General features: G+C 72.9%; 13 protein-coding genes, 2 rRNA genes and 1 pseudogene (1 of these 16 only partly in view). 14 read left to right on the top strand and 2 right to left on the bottom strand.

Features of this window, described 5'->3' with window-relative positions; genetic code table 11:
• From AB0G56_RS09365 to AB0G56_RS09350, 4 genes and pseudogenes are all read left to right on the top strand, one after another.
• Positions 1-1,176: ribosomal RNA gene (locus AB0G56_RS09365) — 23S ribosomal RNA — on the top strand; it begins 1,794 nt to the left of the window's first position.
• Between the two features lie 105 nt (positions 1,177-1,281).
• Positions 1,282-1,398: ribosomal RNA gene (gene rrf, locus AB0G56_RS09360) — 5S ribosomal RNA — on the top strand.
• A gap of 106 nt (positions 1,399-1,504) precedes the next feature.
• Positions 1,505-2,356, top strand: a pseudogene (locus AB0G56_RS09355) (tetratricopeptide repeat protein); the annotation flags it as partial.
• A gap of 390 nt (positions 2,357-2,746) precedes the next feature.
• Positions 2,747-3,580 (top strand): hypothetical protein, encoded by an 834-nt coding sequence (locus tag AB0G56_RS09350; RefSeq protein ID WP_360966072.1) that lies wholly within the window; start codon positions 2,747-2,749, stop codon positions 3,578-3,580.
• A 109-nt stretch (positions 3,581-3,689) separates the two neighbouring features.
• On the opposite strand, the gene AB0G56_RS09345 is transcribed toward AB0G56_RS09350, so the two are convergent.
• Positions 3,690-4,985: a DUF1015 domain-containing protein gene (locus tag AB0G56_RS09345; protein ID WP_360966026.1), complete on the bottom strand. Its 1,296-nt coding sequence runs from the start codon at positions 4,983-4,985 to the stop codon at positions 3,690-3,692.
• Between the two features lie 73 nt (positions 4,986-5,058).
• On the opposite strand from AB0G56_RS09345, the gene AB0G56_RS09340 reads away from it, so the two are divergent.
• The 4 genes from AB0G56_RS09340 to AB0G56_RS09325 all read left to right on the top strand — a co-directional run bounded on the left by AB0G56_RS09340 (position 5,059) and on the right by AB0G56_RS09325 (position 9,147).
• Positions 5,059-6,087 (top strand): HAD-IIA family hydrolase, encoded by a 1,029-nt coding sequence (locus tag AB0G56_RS09340; RefSeq protein ID WP_360966023.1) that lies wholly within the window; start codon positions 5,059-5,061, stop codon positions 6,085-6,087.
• A gap of 65 nt (positions 6,088-6,152) precedes the next feature.
• Entirely contained in the window at positions 6,153-7,196 is a 1,044-nt protein-coding gene (locus AB0G56_RS09335; RefSeq protein WP_360966021.1) for an iron chelate uptake ABC transporter family permease subunit, read from the top strand.
• A gap of 104 nt (positions 7,197-7,300) precedes the next feature.
• Positions 7,301-8,302, top strand: a complete 1,002-nt coding sequence (locus tag AB0G56_RS09330; RefSeq protein WP_360966069.1) for an iron chelate uptake ABC transporter family permease subunit — start codon at positions 7,301-7,303, stop codon at positions 8,300-8,302.
• Positions 8,299-9,147 (top strand): ABC transporter ATP-binding protein, encoded by an 849-nt coding sequence (locus tag AB0G56_RS09325; protein ID WP_360966018.1) that lies wholly within the window; start codon positions 8,299-8,301, stop codon positions 9,145-9,147. Before AB0G56_RS09330 ends, AB0G56_RS09325 begins: the two co-directional genes overlap by 4 nt.
• Before the next feature lie 85 nt (positions 9,148-9,232).
• On the opposite strand, the gene AB0G56_RS09320 is transcribed toward AB0G56_RS09325, so the two are convergent.
• Positions 9,233-9,580, bottom strand: coding sequence for an SCP2 sterol-binding domain-containing protein (locus tag AB0G56_RS09320; protein WP_360966015.1), 348 nt, complete (start codon positions 9,578-9,580; stop codon positions 9,233-9,235).
• A 42-nt stretch (positions 9,581-9,622) separates the two neighbouring features.
• Here AB0G56_RS09320 and AB0G56_RS09315 point away from each other — a divergent pair, with 42 nt between their 5' ends.
• From AB0G56_RS09315 to AB0G56_RS09290, 6 genes are all read left to right on the top strand, one after another.
• Positions 9,623-9,988 carry a hypothetical protein gene (locus AB0G56_RS09315; protein WP_360966012.1) on the top strand — a complete coding sequence of 122 codons (366 nt, stop codon included), beginning with the start codon at positions 9,623-9,625 and terminating at the stop codon, positions 9,986-9,988.
• A 7-nt stretch (positions 9,989-9,995) separates the two neighbouring features.
• Complete coding sequence (locus tag AB0G56_RS09310) at positions 9,996-10,811, top strand: hemolysin (protein ID WP_360966009.1); 816 nt, start codon at positions 9,996-9,998, stop codon at positions 10,809-10,811.
• A complete protein-coding gene (locus tag AB0G56_RS09305) occupies positions 10,808-11,713 on the top strand; it encodes an NAD kinase (protein ID WP_360966007.1) in 906 nt (301 codons plus the stop codon). The genes AB0G56_RS09310 and AB0G56_RS09305 overlap by 4 nt, the downstream gene beginning before the upstream one ends.
• A 152-nt stretch (positions 11,714-11,865) precedes the next feature.
• A complete protein-coding gene (recN, locus tag AB0G56_RS09300; protein ID WP_360966066.1) occupies positions 11,866-13,593 on the top strand; it encodes a DNA repair protein RecN in 1,728 nt (575 codons plus the stop codon).
• 155 nt (positions 13,594-13,748) lie between these two features.
• Positions 13,749-14,507, top strand: coding sequence for a hypothetical protein (locus tag AB0G56_RS09295; RefSeq protein ID WP_360966004.1), 759 nt, complete (start codon positions 13,749-13,751; stop codon positions 14,505-14,507).
• Between the two features lie 730 nt (positions 14,508-15,237).
• Positions 15,238-16,374: a glycosyltransferase family 4 protein gene (locus tag AB0G56_RS09290; protein ID WP_360966001.1), complete on the top strand. Its 1,137-nt coding sequence runs from the start codon at positions 15,238-15,240 to the stop codon at positions 16,372-16,374.
• Positions 16,375-16,384: the final 10 nt, after the last annotated feature.

Raw genomic sequence — 16,384 nt, 5'->3', positions numbered from 1 at the left:
GTTCGAGCTGGGGGTGGCCGCAGAGACCAGCGAGAAGCGACTGTTTACTAAAAACACAGGTCCGTGCGAAGCCGTAAGGCGATGTATACGGACTGACGCCTGCCCGGTGCTGGAACGTTAAGGGGACCGGTTAGCTCCATTTCGGTGGGGCGAAGCTGAGAACTTAAGCGCCAGTAAACGGCGGTGGTAACTATAACCATCCTAAGGTAGCGAAATTCCTTGTCGGGTAAGTTCCGACCTGCACGAATGGCGTAACGACTTCTCGACTGTCTCAACCATAGGCCCGGTGAAATTGCACTACGAGTAAAGATGCTCGTTTCGCGCAGCAGGACGGAAAGACCCCGGGACCTTTACTACAGTTTGATATTGGTGTTCGGTTCGGCTTGTGTAGGATAGCTGGGAGACTTTGAAGCATGCACGCCAGTGTGTGTGGAGTCGTCGTTGAAATACCAGTCTGGTCGTGCTGGATGTCTAACCTGGGTCCGTGATCCGGATCAGGGACAGTGTCTGATGGGTAGTTTAACTGGGGCGGTTGCCTCCTAAAGAGTAACGGAGGCGCCCAAAGGTTCCCTCAGCCTGGTTGGCAATCAGGTGTTGAGTGTAAGTGCACAAGGGAGCTTGACTGTGAGACCGACGGGTCGAGCAGGGACGAAAGTCGGGACTAGTGATCCGGCGGTGGCTTGTGGAAGCGCCGTCGCTCAACGGATAAAAGGTACCCCGGGGATAACAGGCTGATCTTCCCCAAGAGTCCATATCGACGGGATGGTTTGGCACCTCGATGTCGGCTCGTCGCATCCTGGGGCTGGAGTCGGTCCCAAGGGTTGGGCTGTTCGCCCATTAAAGCGGTACGCGAGCTGGGTTTAGAACGTCGTGAGACAGTTCGGTCCCTATCCGCTGTGCGCGTAGGAGTCTTGAGAAGGGCTGTCCCTAGTACGAGAGGACCGGGACGGACGAACCTCTGGTGTGCCAGTTGTTCTGCCAAGGGCATGGCTGGTTGGCTACGTTCGGGAGGGATAACCGCTGAAAGCATCTAAGCGGGAAGCCTGCTTCGAGATGAGGACTCCCACCCACTTGATGGGGTAAGGCTCCCAGTAGACGACTGGGTTGATAGGCCGGATCTGGAAGCACGGTAACGTGTGGAGGTGACCGGTACTAATAGGCCGAGGGCTTGTCCTCAGTTGCTCGCGTCCACTGTGTTGGTTCTGAGGCAACGAACCGTTGCCGGCTTTGAGCTGAACTCACAATTAAAGAGTGTGCTTGTTCGCTCGAAACCATTAGGGTTTCGGTGGTCATAGCGTGAGGGAAACGCCCGGTTACATTCCGAACCCGGAAGCTAAGCCTTACAGCGCCGATGGTACTGCAGGGGGGACCCTGTGGGAGAGTAGGACACCGCCGAACAATCTTTGGAGGACCCCTGGTCACCAGCGTTCAGCTGGGACCAGGGGTCCTTTCGTTTTTTCACCGAACACAGCTTGCAGCGCGCCGGGTACCCGGTTGCGCGAGAATGACTTTGCGGTACAGCAGACAGGAGTCACCGATGTCCACCAACTCTCCCGACGAGCGTCCGGAGCGCGATCAGCGCCGCCGGGACGTTGGTGACCGCGGTGAACGCGGTGACCGTGGCGGCTTCCGGGGTGGCCCGCGCCGCAGCAACGACCGTGCGGGATACGGCCGTCGTGACGACGAGCGCGGCGGAGGCTACGGGGGTCACCGTGACGACCGCCGTGGCAGTGAGCGCGGCGACCGAGGCGACCGGGGTGGTTTCCGTCGGGACGACCGGCGTGACGATCGCCGGGACGACCGGCGTGATGACCGGCGTGATGACCGGCGTGAGGGTGACCGTGGTGGTTACGGCGGTCGCCGTGATGACCGGCGTGACGGTGACCGTGGCGGCTTCCGCCGTGAGGGCGACCGTCCCTCCTACCGCCGCGACGACCGCCGCGACGACCGCCGCGACGACCGGCGTGATGGCGACCGCGGTGACCGCGGTGGTTTCCGTCGTGAGGGCCGTGAGGGCGACCGTCCAGCCTACCGCCGCGATGACCGCCGTGACGATCGTCGTGATGGCGATCGCGGTGACCGCGGTGGTTTCCGGCGGGACGACGACCGAGGTGGCTACGGCCGCCGTGACGACCGTGGCGGCTACGGCCGTCGCGATGACCGGTCGGAGCGTCCCGACCGGGGTGGTTTCCGTCGGGACGACCGGCGTGACGATCGCCGGGACGACCGGCGTGATGACCGGCGTGAGGGTGACCGTGGTGGTTACGGCGGTCGCCGTGACGACCGGCGTGACGGTGACCGTGGCGGCTTCCGCCGTGAGGGCGACCGTCCCTCCTACCGCCGCGACGACCGACGTGACGACCGCAGGGACGACCGGCGTGACGGTGACCGCGGTGGCTTCCGCCGTGAGGGCGACCGCCCCTCCTACCGCCGCGACGACCGCCGCGACGACCGCCGCGACGACCGCCGTGACGACCGCCGCGACGACCGCCGTGACGACACCCGCGGTGAGCGCGGCGATCGTGGGGGCTTCCGTGGCCGGGACGACCGTGGCGGCCGTGGTCCCCGCCGTGACGACCGGGGCGACCGCGGTGGGCGCCCGGGCGGCTTCCGCCGTGAGGGCGACCGCCCGTCCTACCGGCGTGACGACCGGCGCGATGACCGTAGGGACGACCGCCGTGACGACCGCCGTGGCGGAGGCCGGTTCCGCGACGAGCGGGACCGGGACCGGGAGCCGATCAAGCGGCTGCCGATCCCCGAGGACGTCACCGGCGAGGAGATCGACAAGGACGTCCGGCAGGAACTCCAGAGTCTGCCCAAGACGCTTGCCGAGGACGTCGCCAGGAACCTGGTGATGGTCGCCCGGCTGATCGACGAGGACCCGGAGGGCGCGTACGGCTACTCCAGGGTGGCTCTGCGCCTGGCGTCGCGCGTCGCCGCCGTACGTGAGGCGGCCGGCTTCGCCGCGTACGCGAGCCAGAAGTACGCGGAGGCGCTCGCGGAGTTCCGTGCCGCCCGGCGGATGACCGGCAACGTGGAGCTGTGGCCCCTCATGGCCGACTGCGAGCGCGGGCTCGGCCGGCCGGAGAAGGCGCTGGACATGGCCGGTGCTCCCGAGGTGCACAAGCTCGACAAGGCCGGGCAGGTGGAGATGCGGCTCGTGGCGGCGGGCGCCCGGCGCGACATGGGGCAGCTGGACGCGGCCATCGTGACGCTGCAGAGCCCCGAGCTGGCCTCCCACTCCGTGCAGCCGTGGACCGCCCGCCTGCGGTACGCCTACGCCGACGCGCTGCTCGCCGTCGGCCGGGAGTCCGAGGCACGGGAGTGGTTCGCCAAGGCCGTCGAGGCCGACCGCGACGGCAGCACCGACGCGTCGGACCGCCTGGCCGAGCTGGACGGTGTGGAGTTCACCGACGCGCTCGACGAGGACCGTGCGGATGGCGCGGATGGCGCGGATGGCGCGGATGGCGCGGATGGCGCGGATGGCGCGGACGGTGCGGACGGCGCGTCCGGCGCGTCCGGCAGCGCCTCCCCGTCCTCCCCGGAGAGCCGCGAGGACGACGGCAGGAACGAGGACTGACCGGGCCTGAGAACGCCTTGAGAACAAGGGGGTGGGCCCTGACCGGATTCCGGTCGGGGCCCACCCCCTTGTCCGTATCTCCCTGCGTCCGCCCGTGCCTCCCCGCGTGTCACAGGTCCAGCGCCCGCAGCACCAGCCCGGACGCCGGCTTCGGGCCGAACGACGTCGACTTGCGGGGCATGGTGACGCCCTGGCGGGCCAGTTCGCGCACCAGGTCCTCACGGACCGGGTGCAGCAGGACGGCCGTTCCGCCGTCGCGCTCGGCCTTCGCGACGGTGGCGGCGGTGTCGTGGATGTAGGCGATGCGGGTGGGATCGTCCTCGGGGATGTGCCAGACGTGCTTCAGGAGCGCGGCGTGCAGGACCGTCGCATCCAGCGTGCGCCAGGCGGCCGGGCGGTCGGCGGGGACCGTACGGGCCAGGAGGCCGGGGTCCGGGCGGTCCACGAGGTGGAAGGAACCGTCGCCGGCCAGCAGGAAGGCGTTGCCGGCGCAGGCCGCGTCCGCCAGGATCTCCAGGGCCTCGGGCAGAGCGGCGCCGTCCAGCCGCCGTACGTGGAACAGGCCGGCCAGCGCCGACAGGGCGTCCGCGACGGGGAGGCCGTGCAGCAGGCGGTGGATGGCGCGGACCCGCAGGGGGTAGCGGGCGGTGTCGACCAGGAGGACGAGACCGTAGTCCCAGGCGCTGGGGGAGGGGTGCTCCGTGCGCAGGCGCCGATAGGTCGCCCAACGGTGGTGCCCGTCGGCGATCAGGGCCTGGTGCCCGGACAGGTCCTCCCGGACCCCGGCCAGGTCGGCGGGGTCGGTGACGGCCCACAGGCGATGGCTGAAACCGTCCTCGGTGGTCGTGGACAGCAACGGCGGCTGTTCGGCGACGCGCTCGACGACCACGGTCGTCGCGGCCGTCGAGCCGTTGCCGCGGTAGGTGAGCAGCAGGGGTTCGAGGTTGGCGCTGGTGGCGCGCATCAGAGCGGCGCGGTCGGCGACGACGTGGGGCATCACGTCCTCGTGCGGCAGCACCACGCCCTCGGCGGGGTCGGACACGCGCAGTGCGCCGATCAGCCCCCGTTGCAGCATGCCGTCGGCGTGCCGCTGCTCGTAGACGTACAGGCCCGGCTGCGGGTCGGCGGTCAGGACGCCCTCGCAGAGCCAGCGGCGCAGGGTGTCGGCCGCCTGTTCGTTGCGGGCGGTGGGCGTGCCGGCCTGCGGCAGGATCAGGCGGACGATGTTGTGGGGGTCGGCGGACTGGAGGTGGTGCAGGCCGTCGGGGCGTACGACGACGTCGTACGGAGGGGATGTCACGGCGGCCAGACTGCCGACCCGGTCGGGGTCGTAGCGGAGGCCTCGGAACGGGGTGAGGTCGAGGCCGCGGCGCGGTGTTGCCGGCGAGTGACCTGCTGTGTTCATCCCGGCATCGTACGTGTGTCAGTGGCATGGGGGATGATCGGGGGAAAACCGGCACCACGAGGAGCGATGCGGAATGAGTCAGGGCGTCAGGACGAGGCCGGAGGGCAGTGGGCAGGCCCTGAGCGAGGCGTACGACACGGCCCTGCTCGACCTGGACGGGGTGGTGTACGCGGGGGGTGACGCGATCGCGCATGCCGTCGACTCCCTCGCCGCCGCACGCTCGGGCGGCATGCGGTTGGCGTACGTCACGAACAACGCCCTGCGCACCCCGGACGCGGTGGCCGCGCACCTCACCGACCTGGGGATAGCGGCCGAGGCCGCGGACGTCGTCACCTCGGCGCAGGCGCTGGCCCGGCTGATCGCGGATCAGGTTCCGCAGGGCGCGCGAGTGCTGGTGATCGGCGGTGAGGGGCTGCGGGTGGCGCTGCGCGAGCGCGGCCTGGAGCCGGTGGAGTCGGCCGAGGACGACCCGGCGGCCGTCGCCCAGGGGTTCGGCGGCCCCGACCTGCCGTGGGGCCGCTTCGCGGAGGCGTGCTACGCCATCGCGCGCGGGGTGCCCTGGTACGCCTCCAACACGGACCTGACGATTCCGAGCGCGCGCGGGATCGCGCCGGGCAACGGCGCGGCTGTGGAGGTCGTCCGGATCGCCACGGGTGCGGACCCGCAGGTGGCGGGCAAGCCGCTGCCGCCCATGCACCGCGAGACGATCCTGCGTACCGGCGCGCGGCGGCCCCTGGTGGTGGGGGACCGGCTGGACACGGACATCGAGGGCGCGTTCAACGGCGGGGTGGACTCGCTGCTCGTGCTGACAGGGGTGACCGACGGGCCGCGGTTGCTCGCCGCTCGGCCGGAGCACCGGCCGACGTACGTCGACGCCGATCTGCGGGGCCTGCTCACCGGGCAGCCGGAAATCACCCCGGAGGGTGACGGTTTCCGGTGCGGCGGGTGGACGGCGACGGCGGGCGGTGACGCGTTGGCGCTGAGCGGCGACGGGCAGCCGCTGGACGGACTGCGCGCGCTGTGCGCGGCGGCGTGGACGGCGGGCGGCGAGAGCGCGTGCACGCTGGACGGCGGGAAGGCGCTGGCCCGGCTGGGGTGGTGACGCACGCACGGGCGGGACGGTGACGCACTGTCGAAGACGTAGCGAGGGTAGGCTAACCTAACTGCGTGTTGGTCGACAGTCCTCCCGAAGAGCGCGCGGCGGCAGCCGCGGCGCCCCCGACCCGTCGCGGAGTGCGAGCCGCCGGGCTGCTCCTGTCCGCCGCGATCCTCTTGCTCGTCGCCCTGGCGAGCATCGCGATCGGGGCGAAGGAGCTGTCCCTGGCGCAGGTATGGCACGGTCTGTTCCAGGACTCGGGGACCTACGGCGACGTCGTGGTCGGCGAGCGGCTCTCCCGTACCCTGCTCGGTCTGCTCGCCGGGGCCGCGCTCGGGCTGGCCGGAGCCGTGCTGCAGGCGCTGACCCGCAACCCCCTGGCCGACCCGGGGATCCTCGGCATCAACGCGGGCGCCTCGGCCGCCGTCGTCACCGCGATCACCTTCTTCGGCGTGACGAGCCTGCGCGGCTACGTGTGGTTCGCCTTCCTCGGCGCAGCCGCCGTGGGAGCGCTGGTGTGGTTCCTCGGCGGCAGCCGGGGCGCGACGCCCGTACGACTCGCACTGGCCGGCACCGCGATCGGCGCCGCGCTCTACGGCTACGTCCAGGCCGTGATGATCACGGACGACGCGGCGCTGGGCCGGATGCGCTTCTGGACCGTGGGCTCCCTGGCCTCCGCCACGAACGAGACCATCGTCCAGGTGCTGCCGTTCTGCGTCGTCGGCACCGTCCTCGCGCTGCTCCTCGCCCGGCCGCTCAACGCGATGTCGATGGGCGACGACACCGCCCGTGCCCTGGGCGCCCACCTCAACCGCACCCGGGCGCTCGCCATGCTCGCCGCGACCGTGCTGTGCGGGGCGGCGACCGCCGCCTGCGGGCCGATCGTCTTCGTCGGGCTCATGGTCCCGCACGTGGTGCGCTCCTTCACCGGGCCCGACCTGCGCTGGATCCTGCCCTACTCCACGGTCCTGTCGCCCGTGCTGCTGCTCGGCTCCGACGTGATCGGCCGGATCGTCGCCCGGCCCGGCGAGGTCCAGGTCGGTGTCGTCACCGCGCTCATCGGCGGCCCGGTGTTCATCCTGCTCGTTCGGCGGCGGAGGACGACCCAGCTGTGAAGACCACCCCCACCACCGGCTCCGAGCGCGCCCCCGGCCGCCCACGGACCCCCGGCAGCACCGGCACTCCCGGCGGCACCCGCGCCGTCCGCACCCCGGGCGGGCTGTCCTTCCGCCTGGAGACCCGGACGCTCACCGTCGTCGTCCTGCTGGTGCTCGCCGCGCTCGCCGCGAGCGTCGTGCTGATCGGCACCGGCGACTTCCCGATCCCCGCCTCCGACGTGCTGAGGACGCTGGTCGGCCAGGGCAACCCGGGCCAGGAGTTCATCGTCCGCGAACTGCGGCTGCCGCGCGTGCTGGTCGGCCTGCTGGTCGGCGCCTGCCTGGGGCTGGGCGGCGCGCTGTTCCAGTCCGTCGCCCGCAACCCGCTCGGCAGCCCGGACGTGCTCGGGCTGTCGCAGGGGTCGAGCGCCGGTGCGCTCGTCGTCATCGTGCTGCTGTCCGGCAACGCGACCGCGGTCACCGCCGGCGCGCTCGTGGGCGGCCTGGCGACCGGGCTCGCCATCTACCTCCTCGCCTGGAAGCAGGGCGTCCACGGCTACCGGCTCGTCCTGGTCGGCATCGGCGTCAACGCCGTCGCCACCGCCGTCAACGGCTACCTCATCACCAAGGCCGACTTCGTGGACGCGGCCCGCGCGGTGAACTGGCTGACCGGCTCCCTCAACGGCCGCGACTGGGCGCAGGTGTGGCCGCTGCTCGCCCTGTGCGCCGTCCTGCTCCCGCTCGTCCTCGCCAACGCCCGCGGGCTGCGCATGCTGGAGATGGGCGACGACGTGTCCTATGCCCTGGGGGTGCGCGTCGAGCGCGTACGGCTGCTGCTGATGGGCTCCGCCGTCCTGCTCACCGCCGCCGCGACCGCCGCCGCCGGTCCCGTCGCCTTCGTGGCGCTGACCGCGCCGCAGCTCGCCCGCCGCCTGACCCGCTCGCCCGGCCCGAACCTGCTCCCGTCCCTGTGCATGGGCGCCGCCCTGCTGGTCACCGCCGACTGGGCCTCGCAGCGGGCGTTCGGCGCCGACCAGCTGCCCGTGGGCGTGGTCACCGGCGTGCTCGGCGGGGCCTACCTGCTGTGGCTGCTGGTCGCCGAGCGCAGGAAGGGCCGCATATGAGCACCCGAAGCACGACCGTGACCGACCCGAGGAGCACCGTGAGCCGCCTGTCCGCCGACAACGTCACCCTGGCCTACGACCAACGGGTCATCGCCGAGCAGTTGTCGGTGGAGATCCCCGACAACTCCTTCACGGTGATCGTCGGACCGAACGCGTGCGGCAAGTCCACGTTGCTGCGCGCCCTGTCGAGGATGCTCAAGCCCAGTGACGGCCGGGTGCTGCTGGACGGTCAGGTCATCCAGTCGATGCCGGCCAAGCAGGTCGCCAGGACGCTGGGCCTGCTGCCCCAGTCCTCGATCGCGCCCGACGGCATCACCGTCGGCGACCTGGTGGGCCGCGGCCGCTACCCGCACCAGGGCATCCTGCGGCAGTGGTCCGCCGAGGACGAGCGGGTCGTCCAGGAGTCCATGGAGCGGACCGGGGTCACCGCGCTCGCCGAGCGGTACGTCGACGAGCTGTCCGGCGGTCAGCGCCAGCGCGTGTGGATCGCCATGGCCCTCGCCCAGCAGACGCCGCTGCTGCTGCTGGACGAGCCGACGACGTACCTGGACATCCAGCACCAGATCGACGTCCTCGACCTGTGCGCGGACCTCCACGAGGAGCAGGGACGCACCCTGGTCGCCGTGCTGCACGACCTCAACCACGCCGCCCGCTACGCCACCCACCTCATCGCCCTGCGCGGCGGGGAGGTCATCGCGCAGGGCGCGCCGAAGGACATCGTCACCGCGGAACTGGTCGAGGAGGTCTTCGGGCTGCGCTGCCAGGTCATCGACGACCCCGAGACGGGCACTCCGCTGGTGGTGCCGGCGGCACGCAGGGCACGCACGCGCGTGACGGCGCGGTAGCGGCCGGGGAGCGGTGCCGCGACAGCTCCCGGGAAGGGGCGCAGCGGCTTCCCGAGAAGCGGTCACAGCAGCTTCCGGGAAGCGGTCACAGCAGCTTTCTGAGCCGGAACAGGTCCAGCAGGCTCGCCTCCAGCTTCACGCGGCCCGAAGCCCAGGCCGAGGCGAAGTTCAGCCCGCCGGCGACCAGCGCGACCAGGTCGTCGCCGGCCATCGCGAGCCGGATCTGGGCCTTCTCGGGCGGCGGCCCCGGCACGGTGTCCCGCACGTCGATCCTGCCGCCGGTGAGGCGGCCGGCGAAGGTGACGTCGAGATCCGTGATGTGGCAGCTCACCGAGCGGTCCAGGGCAGCCGCCTCACGGACCTTCCCGTCCGCGTCCGTCATGCTGTCCGAGAGCTTCTCGAGTGCGGCACGGCACTCCTCGATCGTGGCCATCGTGACCGACGGTACCCCAGGGCTTCGCGGTAGCGTCGGGGCATGAACGACTCTGTGTACGGGACGCGGGACCGTACGGAAGCGGCGGCGAAGGCGCCGTCCGCGGAGCCCGCCGCTGACCTCTCCGCCCCCGGCCCCGGCGATGCCCCCGCCCCCGGCGGGCCCGCCCCCCTCGGCGTGCCCCGTACCCCCACCGGTGACGCGGACGTGGACGCCGTCCTGGAGCGGCTCGGTGACGCCGACCACCTCGACACCGACGGACACCTCGGGGTGTACGAGGATGTACACGGGGGGCTGCGCGACGCGCTCACCGCGCTCGACGCCCGCCCGGACCCTTCCGGACGCCCGGGACCTCCGGGGCCCCCGGCGCCCCCGGCGCCTTCACCGTCGTACCGACACAGGAGCTGAACCGAACGTGGCAGGAGTCGCACGCCGCCGTCTCGACGCGGAACTGGTCCGCCGCAAGCTCGCGCGCTCGCGCGAGCACGCCGGCCAGTTGATCGCCGCCGGACGGGTCACCGTCGGCAAGACCGTCGCGACCAAGTCCGCCACGCAGGTGGAGACCGCCGCCGCCATCGTGGTCACGGCCGACGACAGTGATCCCGACTACGTCTCCCGGGGCGGCCACAAGCTCGCCGGGGCACTGGCGGCGTTCGTTCCCCAGGGGCTCGTCGTCGAAGGGCGGCGGGCGCTGGACGCCGGGGCGTCCACCGGAGGCTTCACCGACGTGCTGCTGCGGGCGGGCGCCGCGCACGTCGTCGCCGTCGACGTCGGCTACGGCCAACTCGCCTGGTCGCTCCGGCAGGACGAACGCGTCACCGTCAAGGACCGTACGAACGTACGTGAGTTGACGCTGGAGGCGATCGACGGGGAACCTGTTGACCTCGTCGTGGGAGACCTGTCCTTCATCCCGCTCGGTCTGGTGCTGCCCGCGCTGGTGCGCTGCGCGCGGCCGGACGCCGACCTGGTGATGATGGTCAAGCCGCAGTTCGAGGTGGGGAAGGAGCGGCTGGGCAGCGGGGGTGTCGTACGGAGTCCGCAGCTGCGGGCGGAGGCCGTGCGGGGCGTCGCCGGGAAGGCGGGGGAGCTGGGGTTCGGGGTGCGCGGGGTCACCGCCAGTCCGCTGCCCGGCCCGTCCGGCAACGTCGAGTACTTTCTGTGGCTGCGTGCCGGGGCGCCCGCCCTGGACCCGGCCGACGTTGACCGTGCAGTGGCGGAGGGGCCGCGTTGACAAAGAGTCATGCTCGTACCGTTTTCCTGCTGGCCCACACCGGGCGGCCGGCCGCCGTCCGCAGTGCGGAGCTGGTGGTCAAGGGGCTGCTGCACTCCGGGATCGGGGTGCGCGTCCTGGAGGCGGAGGCGCGGGACCTGCCGCTGCCGGGCGAGGTGCAGCTGGTCGGCGAGGCCACGCCGCAGTGCCTGGACGGGTGCGAGCTGCTGATCGTCCTCGGCGGTGACGGCACCCTGCTGCGCGGTGCCGAGTTCGCCCGCGCCTCGGGGGTGCCGATGCTCGGCGTCAACCTGGGCAGGGTGGGGTTCCTCGCCGAGGCCGAGCGGGACGACCTGGACAAGGTCGTGGACCGGGTGGTGTCCCGGGCCTACGAGGTCGAGGAACGCATGACCGTCGACGTGATCGTGCACCGCAACGGCGACATCGTGCACACCGACTGGGCACTGAACGAGGCGGCCGTGCAGAAGGTGTCCGCGGAGCGGATGCTGGAGGTCGTGCTGGAGATCGACGGGCGGCCCGTGACCGGGTTCGGCTGCGACGGCATCGTGTGCGCCACGCCCACCGGGTCCACGGCGTACGCCTTCTCCGCCGGCGGGCCGGTGGTGTGGCCGGAGGTGGAGGCCCTGCTGATGGTGCCGATCAGCGCGCACGCGCTGTTCGCGAAGCCGCTGGTGACCTCGCCGGACTCGGTGCTGGCCGTGGAGGTGCTGCCGCACGTGCCGCCGGGAGTCCTGTGGTGCGACGGGCGCCGCACGGTCGAGCTGCCGCCCGGAGCACGGGTGGAGGTGCGGCGCGGCGCCGTGCCCGTACGGCTGGCCCGGCTCCACCACGCGTCGTTCACGGACCGCCTGGTGGCCAAGTTCGCCCTGCCGGTCTCGGGGTGGCGGGGGGCGCCGCACTAGGACCCTTCTGGTGGATCTCCGCGGGAGAAGGACCCTGGGCGTGCCGGCGTCGCGCTCCCGTCGTTGCGCCCGACCACTCGCGTGGGTGACAAGGGCGGGGCGGTCGCACTCGCCGCCCCGGACCTCGTAAGGTCGTGTGCGTGTTGGAGGAGATGCGGATACGGTCGCTCGGGGTGATCGACGATGCGGTCGTCGAGCTGTCACCCGGCTTCACCGCGGTCACGGGTGAGACGGGTGCGGGCAAGACCATGGTGGTCACCAGCCTGGGACTGCTGCTGGGCGGGCGCGCCGACCCGGCGCTCGTACGGATCGGCGCCGGCAAGGCGGTCGTGGAGGGACGCGTGGCCGTGCCCCCGGGCGCCGCGGCGGTCCTGCGGGCCGAGGAGGCGGGCGCCGAGCTGGACGACGGGGCGCTGCTGATCAGCCGTACCGTTTCCGCCGAGGGGCGCTCGCGGGCCCACCTGGGCGGGCGGAGCGTCCCCGTGGGGCTGCTCGCCGAGCTGGCCGACGACCTGGTCGCCGTGCACGGCCAGACCGACCAGCAGGGGCTCCTGAAACTGTCCCGGCAGCGGCAGGCACTGGACCGGTACGCGGGCGACGCGGTCGCCGTACCGCTCGCCAAGTACAGCGAGGCCTACCGGCGGCTGCGGGCGGTCTCCGCGGAGCTGGAGGAGATCACCACGCGCGCGCGTGAGCGGGCCCAGGAGGCCGGCATGCTCCGCTTCGGCCTGGACGAGGTCGCCGCCGTGGAGCCGCGCGCCGGGGAGGACGCCGAGCTGGCCGAGGAGGCCGAGCGGCTCGGGCACGCCGAGGCCCTGTCGTCGGCCGCGACGGCCGCGCACGCCGCTCTGGCGGGCGACCCGGAGGACCCGGAGAGCATCGACGCCGCCACCCTCGTCGCGGGCGCCCAGCGTGCCCTGGAGGCCGTACGCGCGCACGACCCGGCGCTGGCCGCGCTCGCCGACCGGATCGGCGAGATCGGGATCCTGCTGGGTGACGTCGCCGGGGAGCTGGCCGGATACGCCGACGACCTGGACGCCGACCCGCTGCGGCTGGCGGCCGTCGAGGAGCGGCGGGCGGCGCTGACGGCGCTGACCCGCAAGTACGGGGAGTACGACAAGGGCGTCGACGCCGTTCTCGACTGGGCCGAGCGCGGCGCCGCCCGGCTGACCGAGCTGGACGGCGACGACGAGCGGATCGGGGAGCTGACCGCGGAGCGCGACGCGCTGCGCACCGGACTGAGCGGTCTCGCCCAGGCGTTGACGGACGCCCGCGCGGAGGCAGCGCAGCGGTTCGCCGCCGCCGTCACCGCCGAGCTGGCCTCGCTCGCCATGCCGCACGCGCGCGTGTCGTTCGACCTGCGGCAGACCGAGGACCCGGACGGCGTGGAGGTCGACGGCCGTACGGTCGCCTACGGCCCCTCCGGCGTCGACGAGGTCGAACTGCTGCTCGCACCGCACCCGGGCGCTCCGCCGCGCCCGATCGCCAAGGGCGCCTCGGGCGGTGAGCTGTCGCGCGTGATGCTGGCCGTCGAGGTCGTCTTCGCGGGCACCGACCCGGTGCCGACGTACCTCTTCGACGAGGTCGACGCGGGCGTGGGCGGCAAGGCGGCCGTGGAGATCGGGCGGCGGCTGGCGAAGCTGGCCAGGACGGCGCAGGTCGTCGTCGTGACGCACCTGCCGCAGGTGGCCGCCTTCGCCGACCGGCAACTGCTGGTGGAGAAGACCGACGACGGCTCGGTGACCCGCTCGGGCGTGAAGGTCCTGGAGGGCGAGGAGCGGATCCGGGAGCTGTCCCGGATGCTGGCGGGCCAGGAGGACTCCGAGACGGCTCGCGCCCACGCCGAGGAACTGCTGGAGACGGCACGGGCCGACGGGTAGCGGCCCCGGCGGAGCGGGCATCGTCCGCGCGGCGGGCCGTACCCGCGCGCGGGCCGGACGACGTCCGGTACGGCGGACCGCTGGCCGTGACCGCTGGGTTTGATCGCTGGTTGTAGGGGGGTCGCCGTGGAACGGGGAGCGCCTAGAGTGATCGGATGACCATCGCACGAGCGGGCCGGAGCGCCGCCTTCCTCGCCACGGCCGCACTCACCGGGGCGACGGCGTGGGCCCTGCGCACCTGGGCGCCCGGGGGACGAGCGCGCTGGGAGCGCAAGAACCACGCCGGCCGGACGGTCGGGCTGTACGCCGCCCCCGCCACCGCCCTGGCCGCCGCCGTGGGTGCGGCGCGGGTGCGTCCGGCGGCCGGGCTCGCCGTGGCCGCCGCCGGGATCTGCGGGGCGTACGACGACATCGCGGGCGCCGGTGACGCGCGGCGCGGCTTCCGCGCGCACCTGTCCGCCCTGCGCGACGGCGAAGTCACCAGCGGTGCGGTCAAGTTGCTCGGTATCTCGGCGGCCGCGCTGGCCGCCGGGGCACGGCTCAAGGAGCGGCCGGTGGACAAGGTGCTGGCCGCGGTGGTCATCGCCGGGACCGCACACGTCGTCAACCTCGTGGACGTCCGCCCCGGGCGGGCGGCCGGGGCGGTGCTCGCGTTCGGGGCGCCCGGCCTGCTGCGGCGGGGGCCGGGGGCCGAGCTGTCCGCGACCGCCATGGGCGCCGCCGCCGCCGTCCTCCCAGACGACCTCGGCGAGCGCGAGATGATCGGTGACACGGGCGCGCACGCCCTGGGCGCGGCCCTGGGCGCCGCGATCGTCACGGGCAACGGCCGCGCCGGCCTGGCCGCGCACGCCGCCGCGGTGGTGGCGGCCACGGTCTGGGGCGACCGGGTGAGCGAGGGGGCCCGCGGGCGCTGACGCGGGGCGGGGCCCTGGGCCGCGGGAGGGCCTGACCGGCGTGCGGACTGACCGGCGTGCGGAGACGGCGTGTGGGCGAGAGACGCGCGGGCGAAGACGGGGCAGGGACGGAGAGCGGGTTGCGAGCGGGGTGGCGGTCACGGTCTGTCGTGACCGGATGAGCATGTGGGCCCGCTGGCGCTGACGTACGGCGAGACGGCGGGACCGGCGCGCGGCCTGAACGGCCCGCAGCCGCACCGGCCCGTAGCCTCGCGGTGCACGGGCGGAGACGGCGCACGAGCCGAGAGGCGCCGACGCCAGGGGGGTAGGGCACGGCGCACGGGCCGAGAAGGCCGAGAGGGCGCCGACGCAGGTGGCAGGTGGCAGGTGGCAGGGCACGGCGCACGGGCCGAGACGGCGTGAACGTCAGGTGGCAGGGCGCCCCGCTCTGCGCTTGTGCGCCCCTCCGGGGATCCGGGCGCCGGGGTACGTTCACCCGTCCGCGCAAGTGGTCCGTCCCGCACCTCCGTTCCTGCCGCATCCTCACTCGTGCGGATGACGCGCTCCGGCGTGCCCGCCCCCGTCCGCTGTCCCGCGCCGGCGCAGGGCGGGCCGGAACGCCCGTACGTCCTGGCATCCTTGGCGCAGAAGGCGGTGCGCCCAGGAGGCGCGCACGGGCCGCGTCGCGCCCCCGATACCTTCGGTACGTTTCTTCGTGACCGCACCACGCCGAACCAGGAGCCCCGCCCGCGTGAGCCCCGTGAGCAGCAACGCACCGCACGGTCAGTCGCCGCTGCGCACCGTGCAGGTGGTCGGCGGGGGCAACGCGAGCAGCAGTGCGCACGTGCGTTCGCTGGCCGCGGGGCTCGTCGCACGGGGCGTGCGAGTCACGGTGTGCGCCCCCGTGGAGGCCGACCACGCCTACGATTTCACCGGCGTCGGCGCCGACCACGTGCACGTGCCGCGCAGCAGCGATCCCGGCTCGGTGGCGGCGCTGCGCGCGGCCTGTTCGGAAGCTCACCTCGTGCACGCGCACGGGCTGCACGCCTCCTTCCGTGCCGTGCTCGCGCTCCGCGGACGGCGGACGCCCCTCGTGGTCACCTGGCACAACCGTGCCCAGGCCGAGGGAGCACGGGCTCGTTTCCTGCGGCTGCTGGAGCGACGGGTGGTGAAGGCGGCCGCCGTGGTGCTCGGCACCACCTCGGACCTCGTGGACCGGGCCCGCCGCGCCGGTGCCCGGGACGCCCGCCTCGCCGCCACCGCGCTGCCCGGCCCACCCCGGCCCGCCGACGGCGACGACCCGGACCGCACACGCCCCAAACTCCGGGCCGAACTCGGCGCCATGGGGCGCCCGTTGCTCCTCGCGGTCGGTTCCCTCGACCGGCACCGCGGCTACGAGTTCCTGCTGGACGCGGCAGGCGCCTGGCGCCGGCTCGACCCGGTGCCGCTGCTCGTCGTCGCCGGGGAGGGGCCGTTGCGCGCGACGTTGCAGCGGCGGATCGAGGACGAGGATCTGCCGGTCCGGCTCCTCGGGGTGCGCGACGACGTCCAGCACCTGCTCACGGCCGCCGACCTCGCGCTGCTGACCAGCAGTTGGGAGCCGCGTTCCGTGCTCGCCCAGGAGGCGCTGCTCGCCCGGGTGCCGCTCGTCGCGACCGCCGTCGGCGGTGTTCCCGACCTGGTGGGCGACGCGGCCGAACTCGTCCCGTACGGCGATCCGTACGCCCTCGCCACCGCGGTCACCGGGCTGCTGGCCGACCCCGACCGCCGCGAACTGCTCAGGGAGAGGGGCGCGGCCCAGGCCGCCCGGTGGCCCACCGAGGACGAGACCGTCGCCCAGGTGCTCAGCGTCTACGACGAGTTGACCGAACCGGCGAGACCGGTCTGAGGCGGGACTG

The organism is Streptomyces sp. NPDC021356 (assembly GCF_040641015.1).
Classification (GTDB): Bacteria; Actinomycetota; Actinomycetes; order Streptomycetales; family Streptomycetaceae; genus Streptomyces.
This window is presented reverse-complemented; position numbering and strand designations above follow the sequence as displayed.

Bases quoted from the DNA above. Each gene is read 5' to 3' on its own strand.
- AB0G56_RS09345 (WP_360966026.1), bottom strand. From the start codon at position 4,985: ATGAACACAGCAGGTCACTCGCCGGCAACACCGCGCCGCGGCCTCGAC.
- AB0G56_RS09340 (WP_360966023.1), top strand. From the start codon at position 5,059: ATGAGTCAGGGCGTCAGGACGAGGCCGGAGGGCAGTGGGCAGGCCCTG.
- AB0G56_RS09325 (WP_360966018.1), top strand. From the start codon at position 8,299: ATGAGCACCCGAAGCACGACCGTGACCGACCCGAGGAGCACCGTGAGC.
- AB0G56_RS09320 (WP_360966015.1), bottom strand. From the start codon at position 9,580: ATGGCCACGATCGAGGAGTGCCGTGCCGCACTCGAGAAGCTCTCGGAC.
- AB0G56_RS09315 (WP_360966012.1), top strand. From the start codon at position 9,623: ATGAACGACTCTGTGTACGGGACGCGGGACCGTACGGAAGCGGCGGCG.
- recN (WP_360966066.1), top strand. From the start codon at position 11,866: ATGCGGATACGGTCGCTCGGGGTGATCGACGATGCGGTCGTCGAGCTG.
- AB0G56_RS09295 (WP_360966004.1), top strand. From the start codon at position 13,749: ATGACCATCGCACGAGCGGGCCGGAGCGCCGCCTTCCTCGCCACGGCC.